This window comes from Paenibacillus taichungensis, assembly GCF_003287275.1.
In the GTDB taxonomy this organism is placed as follows: Bacteria; Bacillota; Bacilli; order Paenibacillales; family Paenibacillaceae; genus Paenibacillus; species Paenibacillus taichungensis_A.
This window is the reverse complement of sequence record NZ_QEVW01000008.1, coordinates 110165-122314: the sequence shown is the minus strand read 5'-3', so window position 1 is coordinate 122314 and position 12150 is coordinate 110165. Positions and strand designations below refer to the sequence as shown.

Genomic DNA, 12150 nt, shown 5'->3' with positions numbered 1-12150 from the left:
CCCGATGTTACGGAGCGAGACGTCATTTGTCAACCCGGGGTTGTCTGTACTCAACATATCGGTTGAGCAGAGGCTTTCAATTAGCATATTGAATGTGATGCAATTCCTCACAGCAATCGCTTTCAAGATACAGCATATGTAAACAAGCGCCATAGATTGACAGCATTTGTACCTGTCCTGATGAAAAGATAGACAAAAAAAGTAAAACACCCTCGCTCCACAATGGAGAAAGGGTGCAACATTACTGTTTTCAAACAACTAATTCTTGTTAGGTCGGCAAGATGCCCTGATGCCTGTTGAGGTTTAGCGAGCGATGTGAACGTTCACTCACCTGCATACATAACCGTCATGGATATAGCGGGAACGCTGACCTGACCATCTTTGGCTGTACGCAGCGTCTCATTGCCAGCCTGCCCCTGCTCTACAACCACATTCCATGCACCTGAAGGAATGGAGATTGTACGGGTTTCTTTGTAAGCATTGTAGATAATGATTATCCGTTCCCATGAATCTCCGACAGCCGTTCCTGCCAGTTCATAGGCTAACAACCCTTTTCCCTTTTCTAGCAATCGAACATGCTTCTCAATCTCTTCCCGGGTACGAAGACGAAAAGAAGGATGTTCGCGCCGAATATGGATCAGGCCACGATAGTAATCATAAACAGGCTTAAACTGCTGCTTTTGCTCCCATCGAATGGCATTGACTGAATCTCCACTCTCATGACTGTTCGCATCGCCATATTTACTTCGCAGAAGTTCATCTCCAGCCGCAAGCAATGGGATCCCCTGGGAAGTCAATACGATGCCATTAGCAAGCAGACAGCGCCGAACCGTTTCATTCTCCAGTATGTGGTCCGGGTCAACCTGCAAATACGGATTCGCCTGCTGTACAGCCTCTTCCACATTGGCGCTGCCTTTCACACGACCATCCTCGCTATGTGTGATAAATCCCAGCGTATCGTGCAATCCTTGTGTTTGGACGACTTTGTCCCACAAGTTGAGATTATCATGAACGGTTACATAATTAATCGTTTCAAACGGGCCAGCAGTAAAATCGTTAATGGCTCCACGTACACCTTTCCATATATCGTCTTCTTTTTCCTCCGCTCCTGTAGCAAATCCGGTTCCCGTTCCATCGCTATCGCCTTTGATCGCTCCACGGAGGTTATCGTTAAATACAGCAAATCCAGCTTCACGCTGTGCTCCCTTAAGTGTCATTTGATCCCCAAGGGGTGATTCCAGCGCACCCCAGGGTTCACCGTATAAGAGAATGGATGGAGAAACCTCGGCATGCAGTTCTGCTGCGAGCTCTTTCATCGTTGTCGTGTCGATCAGACCCATCAGGTCAAAACGAAACCCGTCCACATGGTATTCCTCTGCCCAGTAGCGTACAGAATCGATAATGAATTTGCGCACCATCGGGCGTTCTGTAGCCACTTCATTGCCTGTACCTGATCCATTGCTGTACGTGCCATCCGGGTGCTGACGGTAGTAATATCCTGGAACAAGCTTCTCAAATGAACTGGCTGCCGTATCAAACGTATGATTGTACACCACATCCATAATGACTCCGATACCCTTCTGATGAAGGGCGAGCACCATCGATTTGAACTCTCGAATTCTTGTCTCCGGCTCATCTGCACGGGATGCATAGGAACCTTCTGGAACGTTGTAGTGGAGCGGATCATAGCCCCAGTTATAACGTGAGCAATCGGAAGTCCCGTCATCTGCCTTCGATTCGTCCACTGTCGCAAAATCAAATACCGGAAGAAGATGTACATGAGTGATTCCCAGCTCAACCAAATGATCGATTCCCAGTGTATTCCCGTTTGAATCACGCAGACCTGTCTCGGTAAAAGCCAGATACTTTCCTTTATGCCTCATACCGGATGACTCATGGATCGAGAAATCGCGCACATGCAGCTCATACAAAACCGCATCTACCGGGCTTGCCAGTTTTGGACGAATATCCTCATTCCAGCCATTCGGGTGCGTCTGTTCCAGCCTAACGATGACTCCTCTTTCTCCATTCATGGTCACAGCTCGTGCATAGGGGTCAACCGCTATCTCCTGCCGTCCGTCCTCAAAGGTAGATCTGTACATATAACGATAACCGCTCCATTCACCTTCAAGCTTCAGGGACCAGATGCCCTGATCCTGCTTGTTCATAGCTAGTTCCTTCTGTTCATCCTGATTCTTCTGTTCATTGGGACTTCCCCCTGTTGAAGGCGGGTATAACAGCACATCTACCTGCTTTGCGGCAGGCGTCCACACTTTAAAACTACAGGCTTGTGGTTCCATCGTGACACCCAGATCTCTTCCTTGGTATGTATCTACTACGTTTAATACGTCTAACTTGTGATGGTCATCAATCATGCTGTGTATTCCCCTCTCAATGAGCAATAAAATGGATGTGAACAAAGGCTCCTTACCTTTTATACCCCTTCTGTCACCTAACCATAATCTCGGGGATGAAAAAGAACATTAAAAAACAAGCCATGCTTCACGTCATTTCACGCAAAACACAGCTTGTTGAGGGATTAGCCCTTTTTCTCTAATGAGGAACCTTGGATTGAAAATCATTCCGGCTGGACTGATCCGCATGGTAAAACACAACATCACCATCCTTCAGCGACCAGTTTCTGCCTTGGCTGTTTTCCGGACTCCGGTTAAAGCCCTCCATCTGCCACTGATTCATCAATGGGGCATAAATATATTGCAGGTGCGGGGCAACCGTATTGCCACCTTGCAAACTCTCAATATTGAAGTTGACTACGATATGACCGTCCTTCAGGAAGATCGCCGACTGCTCATCCAGAGGATGTTGTCTGGCGAGTGATTCGAGATCGGTTCCTTTCTGTACGGCGTACACATCGGCTGGCAGACTGTACTCTCCATACCAGCGCTGGATGGCTGCATTAGCCCGGTCCACATTGACGCCAGGTGGGATGTCCGTCTTTGGTCCAATCAGTGTGCGAATCGGCGAGGATAGGATCAGCCAATCATAACGGCCCACCCATGTTTTCTGGTGAGAAGTTTGATCCACGAAACCGACCATGTATTCCGCAAGGGTACTCTGGCTCTGCTCCTCCGGTGTCAGCTCGTAGGTATATCGATACCTAGCTGCATCCCCCAGCTCCGTAATCGGTACATTCCGCAGCCGCGCGTTTAGAACAACAAAGCGCTTCTCCAAATCCTGCGCCGATCCGATGCGAATGAGGCGTTCCTGGCCCCGGTGATAGTACAGATCCACTTCCTGGCGGGAAGAACCATCCCGACTCACAAAATGGAAACTCGGTGTAATTCGTACACCATCCTGCTTGCCAAACATATTACCCTTGGTTTTGAGATCAAACTTGATATGGTATCCCGTTTTGACTGACACATTTTTGAACCCCTGCACCGGATGACTGCCTGGACGTATCGGAAGAATGAACGGGGCTAAATTCCCCCTGGGGTCACCATCAATACTGTTAAGACCCGTCCAATAACCGACTCCCGTAGGTTCTGGACGGCCCATCTGCTTACGGAATACGTTCTCCCAGTTATAGTCGGAAATATCGGTCACACGAAAATCATACAACCGTCCAATGACTTCCACAGGTACCGTATCTGCCGCTACATGATGCGCCAGATTCGTATTAGCATCCTGCTGTTCAGTGAAGTTCGTAGGTGCATTTTCGGCGATATTGCGAAACTCGATTTCGTAATCCCCTTCGTCCACCCAAACCGGAAGATAAAAGGGGGTATCCAACTGATTCACTGGAATATCCACCCACGTCTTGGCGGGGATGAACTGGCTGCGGCCTTCGTTATAGACATCGAATGGGAATCGCACCTGCTTGATGCGAAAATACTTGGCGTAGTCCCGGTTGCCATAGCCGGGGTAACTCCCAGCATCCAAATGCTGCCCCGAGGTCGGGATTCTTACGATAAAAGGACGCTCCAGAATGAGCGCTGCCCGGTTTGCATTCGGTATCGTCTTCTGGTTATGCGGCTGGTCATCCGATACCCAAGCGTAGTTCACGACAGGCGTATGTACCGTGACCGTATTTATGCCGTTGATTGGAAAAACTTTGTTGATTCCCCCATTTACATTGCCCGGCAACAATTCGTAATAAATTTCGCCGGAACTCGTGGTATTAGCCTTATTTATGAGCGTATTGTTGATCATGTTATTAGGCTTATACAGTACATCACGGTTAATAGTAGTTGGGTTAGGTATATTAGACGGAATTGGCCCATCCTTCGTCGTTTCCGAAGAGCTCATGATCGTTGAGCCATTAAAATTGACCATATCGTTACTGACTTTACTTTGAGGCGTATTGCTTTCAGCCATCCCTTTAAGCGTGGATGTGTGATCCGGAAGAGATGGCGGGGAGTTCAATCCCCCTGTTAGAAGTGGTGGAGTAAAAGTGATTGATGAAGTATTGGCTGGTCTAACGTGACTATTAACATCTGCATCATTACTCGAATCAAGTGATGGTGGCGTATACCCTGAAGGTGTCATGGTGACCTTCCCGCCGGGCAAGGCGTAGTTACTCATTTCAGCCTGATTTATCTTGTATACTTCCAAATTATTAATTTGCCAGTATGAGTAATCCCTAAATAATTGGAATGTATAGGTTTTGGACTGAGTATCCGTTTTTGTCACCGGAGGTCCTGGAGTACAACCCGTTTCAGTACATACTTGAGGACCGGGTACTGTCCATTGACGTGCGTACGTAACTTCGACGGTACAGTCATATGTGGTCTTTCCAGACATTTTCCCCCAATCCTGTTTGAACAAATATTCATCAGCCAACGCATTGGTATAAAGAGATTCAGATGTTGGAATCCCCTTAAGAACATCGAATTTTTCGGAATCCCTATCGTCAGCCCGAATAACCCCATTGGCACCTGGATCCATGTGACTTTGCTTCATAACAGTTCCTTGAGAGGGACTTCCAATCGTCCAACTGCATTGTCCCGATCCATTACCTTCAGGAATTTCAGGTTGATTGCCTCCTCCGCCACTGTCGGTGCATAAAGCCCCCGAGCCAACTGTCATCTCAAAAGTATCCTTTTCATCAAGCGCTTGGGTAGCGTCAACAAAGTGTCCAGTAATCGTTGCTGTGCCAGTCGGGGCAACCGCTGTTACTAATCCAGAACTATTAACCGTCATTGTAGATGTGTTAGAACTTGACCACGTGAGCTTGGCATGGCTCTGTAGGGGCCAAACACTTCCATCTACCTTTGTCAAAGTTGCTGTTAACTGAGTTGTTCCGTTTGGCGCTACGCAAATATTACCGCTGATCTCAAGTCCGGATGTCCCATCTGCATACGTGACTTTCAATTTTTTATCCTTGTATACGTAAGTGTAGGAATCAAAGTCAGCTCTAAATTTGGAGAAATACCATACTTGTTTTGCACCTGGATTCGCCCAGTATTTACTATAAGTATCATTATTAAATGTTTGTTTAAAACTAATTGTGATTAAGTTCAAACTTGGCACGTCGATTACTTGACCTGCAACTGTACTTGGATCAGTATAACCTTGAGTTCCATGTACATCATTAATTGGACTAGTGGAGTCAATTATGGTGCGTGATGCTTTTACATCAGTCTTAGAAATCCCTCCATCCCTAATCCATAAATCATGTAGAGAATCTCCATTAGCAACGATATAGAATGCTTCCGTACGTGGAATATTGGCAGCCAAGTTAGGGTCCGTGCACCCAGGATAACGTGGCAGATTCCCATTAAAACTTTGCCCCGTGTTTGGGTTTTTGTTTTCGGTTGGCACACCACCTGGACAGTTTGGTCCGGGTTCACTGGTATAAACACTTACTTGTCCGCCCCCGGCGCGCCAATACTTACCATTAAAGTTTCCTGAATCACCAGCTGTCCATCTGTCCCAATAGTAAATTCCACCGTAATTAGAATTATTTTTAGAACGAACAGTATACCTCGTGCCGTTTAAAGTATCTTTTAAATTGTCAGATGCTTTAATTTCAGTTTTACCTGTAGGGATGGATATTGAACGGAGTACCTTACCGTCCTTGTCTATCCACTCCATCTTTTTAATGATTTTGCCAGGCTTTGAGGGCACCACGATTGGAACGGTTGGTAAGGTAGGCTTATCCGAGAAATAAAGCCCTCCATAAAGATAATCGTCAGCGTCCCCTTTCATCTCATACGCTATGATCTCTGTAATTTCTCCTGCGGCTGATACGGTGTTTAGAAAAATGCTAGTTGGTAGCAACTGCGAAAGGAGAAGCATTAACAACACAATGGGAAGAATTCTGTTCTTCAAAGGACCACTTCCTAACTTCTTAAAGCTCGGATTGTGCTAATTTTTTTTGATAGACAGTAACTCCAGGAGTGGTAATTGTTTCTACTAAAACTTGTACCGAACCATCATAATAAAGAGCTTTTTTAGGGATCACTAAGCCGTATATTTCCTTTTTGGGATCGTTAGAGCGAATAGGCATTGCTTGATTAATTTTTACTTTACTAGGTGTACCGTCATAGCCAAGAACAGAAAGGGCAAGTCGGTTCGTTCTATATCCTTGTGGATTCTTATTAACTGTCAGTTCGGAGTCAAGTAACAAGATATAACACTCATCATTGTCAGAGAATTTCTGTTCTTGTCCCCCGTAGAGCCAGAAGAACTTATCTTTGGATGGGAGCAGTTTTCGATTCGGGTCTTTCGGATCATTCCAATCAATCGCAATCAGACTGTTTACGCGACCCTGAACAGAACCGTTAGGGGCTGAGACGATAAGATTCGACTGTTTCCATGATTTAATACCAAATCTGTGATTGGAGTTTTTCGGACCATTAAAGATTTCTTCTGCAACAGTGAAAATATTGGTCTTGTGCCAGTACAGTTCCGCAGCCGCGACAGCATACTTATCGGATGCCAATGTCTTACCATCCTTTATCGATAAAACCCGTTCAATAACAGCAATTGCTTGAGCGCGAGTTGTAGTTCCCTCTGGCGAGATTTCACCTGGTGCGGTGCCTGTGATAATACCGTTCTTGGTAGCCAAGTACATCCATTGTTTGTCTTCAACGTCGGTAACACCAAGTGCTCGGACAGCTACTTTTGACATTTCCTCTCGAGACATCGGCTTAGTCCAATCCGAATTTGAAAAGTCGCCTGCTTTATAGATCCCTGCTGTTTGGGCAGCGTTGATGTACGAGGTATACCAACTCCCGGATGCAGAGCCGACCCCCAGATCTAAAGCAGATACCGTCATTTTCACGAATTCTGCTCTGGTAACTACATTATTGGGGAGGAATTTCCCATCTGGGAAACCATCGACATAGCCTCGCTGAATAGCCTGAAGGATACTGGATTCTGCCCAATGGCCAGTAATGTCTTTGAATTTTTGTACAACCTTGATGTCGTCGTTAATTGCAGCTTTTACGGGTTGTGGGCCGATAGATGCTTGTGCGGAAAGTAGAGTTAGTGCAGCCACTCCTGTTAATATTACTTTTTTCATTTTCTTTCCTCCTATGTACCTTAATATGGGGTAAACTACTGCTTAATACTGCTTGTTTAATACTCTCGTATTTCTTTTCAAAACAAAACCTAAATTTGTCATAATAATCAATATTCTACCATGTCAATCTAGGCGATTGGTATTGTTTTTTAAAGGCATACCTCCTCCCTAAGAACTAATTCACCTCTTAATGCACAAAAAAAGGCCACGAATCCGCAGATCCATAGCCTTATTCTTTAAGGTGTAATTACTGTTTAATTTTGTAAAAACATTACTCTTTCATAGAATAAACGATTCCATTCCATTTGACCACTCTTTTTTTCACCAGTTCTATTACTTCCCGTTTAGCTGAGCATAAGACGCTTCAAATTCGGAAATGAGCTGGTCGCCACCGGATTTTCTCCAGTTCGCCACTTCCTGTTCCCATCCAGCATCATCGATTTTGCCCATAATATATTTGGTCTGTGCATCCCAGATCATCTGGTCCAGCTCCTGGCCACGCTCAGTATAGATGGCAGAAGACAAGGTCAGCGCCGGATTGGGAATGGCATACTGCTCATTCTCACGTGCCATCTTTGTGCCCTTCATACCGATTGGTACATCGACAAGCTCAGGCACGTTATAGCCTTCAACGCTTAGCAGATTGTCACGATAAGGCTTCACTTCACGCTGGTATCCGTCGAAGTCTTTGAACTCGGTTTTGCCATCCGAAGTCTTCGTATAGTGCACATTTTCCAGACCTCTCAGCTGAAGTGTACTCAGCGGTTCGTCCATCAGTTGATCCAGGAACGTCAGCACCTGTTTTAACTGTTCTTCATCCGGTACGGAAGCTTTGGGAATGACAAGCATGCCATAGTTTCCCGGTTCCCCGGCAATTCGAATGCCATTGGGTCCCTGGAACGGGGCCACATCAATCTCACCATCGGGCACGTTTGGTGTCAGCCGCTGCTGGAATGATTTTCCGTTCTGAGCAACACCGTTCAACTTCATAGCTACGAGACCGGAGTCGATTTTTTTATCCGCATCGGAAGGGTCCAGTGCAGGAAAGTCACTGTTGATTAATCCCTCACTGAACAGACGATTGAACAGCTTCATTGTGTCCATATATTCTGTGGTCAGGAATTCAGGGGTAAGTTTACCCGCATCGTCCACACCCCACTTGTTCACCCCACCAATACTTACGGCGATTCGTGTCAGCGGCGAGGATACACCTTCATTGTACTTTTTGAACAGTACTGTTCCATACGTATCCTCCTTACCGTTACCATCAGGATCATCCTTGCGAATGGAGCGCATCACTTCGTACCAGTCATCCAGCGTTTTTGGTACATCCAACTTCAACTTGTCGAACCAGTCCTTACGATACACGATGGCTGTACGCCCGATATCGCGGAAGTTGGGTACCCCGTACACCTTTCCTTCGATTTTGATATTGTCAAAATAAGCCTCGGATTGGGCAGAGAGGTTTTTATAATCCTTCAGGTAGGGTCCAATTTCCCAGAACAGCCCCGTTTTGGCTGCGTTAAATGTTGTGGGTACATAATTCACGCGCATAATGGTCGGCATCTCGCCCGAAGCTACCATGACGTTCACTTTATCATCAAAAGCAGATTGCGGAATCCATTGTACACTGACATCGGTATTCGTATATTCCTCAATCTTTTGTTCAATCCCGTTCTCCTTGGCTGGCACATCACCAACCTGCATTAAAGAAATCGAAATGGGAAGTTTGCCTTCACCTGCCGCAGGCGCTTTTTCTCCCCCACAGCCTGCAAGCAGTCCGGCGGACATTGCACCAACCACGACCAATCCGCCTAAACGGGACATCCGACCTTTTGGACTCATGAACCATCTCTCCTTTGGATAAAGGTTATGTACATAAGCACTCCGATGACAGAACAACCTTCTGATCGCTGTTATCCCCAGATTTTTTTGATTCCCTTCTTCAGAAGGGAAAATCCGGTGATAAAGGCGAACGCTTCGCTTCCTCAGGTTATTTCTGTCCTCTCCGTTCTCATGTACATGTTAGTTGGGCTTGTAAAGTTCCATTTCCACTCCTGCCAAAATAAACGGAGCTACCGATTTCGGATCATTGATCCGAATGGATTCTGTCACATAATACTCGTACGACCCATCACGGTACGGGGTACCGCCCAGACCTGCCCCGCCATTACACTGGGTCAGGGACAATACACCTTCACGGTCCGTTTGCAGCAGATGCAACAGCAGACCCTGATAACCCTTTTCTGCGATCGCTTGAAACTTGCCACTCAAATAACCCTTACGTACCCCCTTCGCCAGTGCATACACAAACATTGAGGTTCCCGATGCCTCCAAATAATTACGCTCACGCCCTGGTTGATCAAGCAAATGAGGCCATAACCCGGACTGTTGGTCCTGTACATGTACAAGCGCATTCGCTACACGTTCGAAAATCCCCACAATCTGACCGCGCTGCTCATGATCAACAGGCAAATGATCCAATGTATCCACTACCGCCATAACATACCAGCCCATCGCCCGGCTCCATACATGCGGAGAGCATCCGGTTTCTCCCGCGCTCCAGCGCTGTTCCCTGCTCTCATCCCAGGCATGGTACAGCAGACCGCTACGTGGATCACGTGTACGTTTCTCCACCAGAAGCAGCTGTAATGCCGCCTTGTCAAACCACTTTTCTTCACCAGTAACCGCACCATACTGCGTTAGGAACGGCGTGGCCATATACAGCCCATCCAGCCACATCTGGAACGGATAGATTTTCTTGTGCCAAAATCCGCCTTCGCTCGTACGGGGCTGTCCCTTAAGCTGTACCATGAGCAAATCTGCGGCTTTACGGTATTTCTCGTCACCCGTTTTGTCCAGCAACAGGAACAGCGATTTCCCCTGGTTAATCTGGTCCAGGTTATACTCCTCTACCGCATAGGAGCGAATCGAGCCATCCTCCTGAATGAAGTTATCCATCAGTTCACGGATGTAGTCAAAATATTTCTGTTCTCCAGTATGGGTGTACAGCTCTTCCAGCGCTTTCAGCAGACAACCATTTTCATAATGCCAGGTCGGATACAACTCATGATTGCGATAACTTTCCATGAACTGTTCAGCCATCCGTACCGGTGTAAATTGTAGGGTTTCTTTCATGATGTTCCTCCGCTTCCGGCTTTTTATTTAGCCTGTTTTTTGTAGTCTTCGGCATATTCCTCACGAATTTTGGTACCGCCCGCATTGCCCCAATTCTCGATTTCCTGTTTCCAGCCATTTTCATCGATTTTGCCCATAATATATTTGGTCTGCGCATCCGCAATCATCTGATCCAGATCTGCCCCACGGTCGCCATAAGTAGACGAATACAAGGTTAATGCAGGGTTTGGTACAGCATGTTCCGCCAGCTCTTTGGCAAGTTCCGTACCCTTCTCACCGAGTTCGGTATCTTTCAATTTCGGGACATTGTACCCTTCTACGTAAGGCAAGTTATCACGATATGGCTTCACTTCACGCTGGAATGCATCGAAGTCACTCATCTCCACTTGGTCTTCGCCAGCCTTCTTGTAATGTTTGTCTTCAATACCACGCATCAGCAGCGTCGCCATCTCCGGGTCCATCAATTTGTCCAGGAAAGACAACAGGTTTTTCAACTCGTCTTCCGATTTCACCGTTGCTTTTGGGAAAGCAAGAATACCGGAGTTACCCGTCTGCCCTGCCACACGGTCACCACTCACGCCAAGCAAACCTGCAATGTCTACTACGCCATCCGGGTCGTTCTTGGACAGACGCTCTTGCTGGCTCTTCCCGTTCTGGGCGACACCGATACGCATGCCGACAACGCCAGTATCATATTTCTTCTCCGCTTCTGTGGAGTCAAACACGGCAAAGTCCTGGTTCAGCAGTTTCTCGCTATACAAACGTTTCAGCAAATCCAGCACCTGCATATATTCCGGTGTCATGAATTCCGGCGTAAAACTGCCGTCATCCTCTACCTTCCACTTGTTTGGTGCACCAAAACTTACGCCAAGACGTGTAGTGAAGGAATATTGATCCTCGTTATACTTTTTGAAAAGCATTAGTCCAAACGTATTATCCTGACCATCTCCATCCGGATCGGAGGTCGCCAGCGTCTTGATCGTTTCATACCATTCATCCGGTGTCGTTGGTACCTTGAGATTCAACTTATCAAACCAGTCTTTACGGTAAATCACCGTTGCACGAGCAATATCAGAGAATACGGGTACCCCATAGATTTTGCCTTCCACCTTGATATTGTCAAAGAAACGCTCGTTCTGTGCAGACAGATTTTTATAATCCTTCAGCAAAGGTCCAACTTCCCAGAAAACATCGTTACGCATCGCACTGGTTACGGTTGGGTTATACTGCACTTTCACAATTTTGGGCATATCGCTGGATGCAATCATGACATTAATTTTGTCATTGTAAGCCGAAGCCGGAATCCACTGAATGTCCAGCTTGGTGTTCGTATACGCCTCGATCTTTTGCTGGACCTCATTGCCTTTGCTTGGTACATCACCGACCTGTGCTATTGCAATGGACACGTTCTGCACGCCGCCCTCGGCAGCCTGACCTTCATCCGATCCGCATCCTGCCAGCAGGCCTGTTACCAATGCCAGTGTGCTCAAGACAGCTACGGCTTTCTTTTTTGTTGCTTTCAT

General features: G+C 46.7%; 6 protein-coding genes. All 6 read right to left on the bottom strand.

Translation table 11 applies throughout. The features are described from left to right. Window positions 1-323: 323 nt before the first annotated feature. Window positions 324-2375 (bottom strand): type I pullulanase, encoded by a 2052-nt coding sequence (pulA, locus tag DC345_RS13160; protein WP_113053479.1) that lies wholly within the window; start codon window positions 2373-2375, stop codon window positions 324-326. A 178-nt stretch (window positions 2376-2553) separates the two neighbouring features. Further along, window positions 2554-6294, bottom strand: a complete 3741-nt coding sequence (locus DC345_RS13155) for a DUF5704 domain-containing protein (protein ID WP_258530647.1) — start codon at window positions 6292-6294, stop codon at window positions 2554-2556. Window positions 6295-6313: 19 nt separating this feature from the next. Continuing rightward, window positions 6314-7489 (bottom strand): S-layer homology domain-containing protein, encoded by a 1176-nt coding sequence (locus tag DC345_RS13150; RefSeq protein WP_113053478.1) that lies wholly within the window; start codon window positions 7487-7489, stop codon window positions 6314-6316. A gap of 333 nt (window positions 7490-7822) precedes the next feature. After that, on the bottom strand, window positions 7823-9334 hold the full coding sequence (locus DC345_RS13145; protein ID WP_113053477.1) for an extracellular solute-binding protein: 1512 nt from the start codon (window positions 9332-9334) through the stop codon (window positions 7823-7825). A gap of 180 nt (window positions 9335-9514) precedes the next feature. After that, window positions 9515-10627 (bottom strand): glycoside hydrolase family 88/105 protein, encoded by a 1113-nt coding sequence (locus DC345_RS13140; protein ID WP_113053476.1) that lies wholly within the window; start codon window positions 10625-10627, stop codon window positions 9515-9517. A 23-nt stretch (window positions 10628-10650) separates the two neighbouring features. Then, the gene (locus DC345_RS13135) at window positions 10651-12150 is read right to left on the bottom strand and encodes an extracellular solute-binding protein (protein WP_099856847.1); all 1500 of its coding nucleotides are present in this window, start codon (window positions 12148-12150) and stop codon (window positions 10651-10653) included.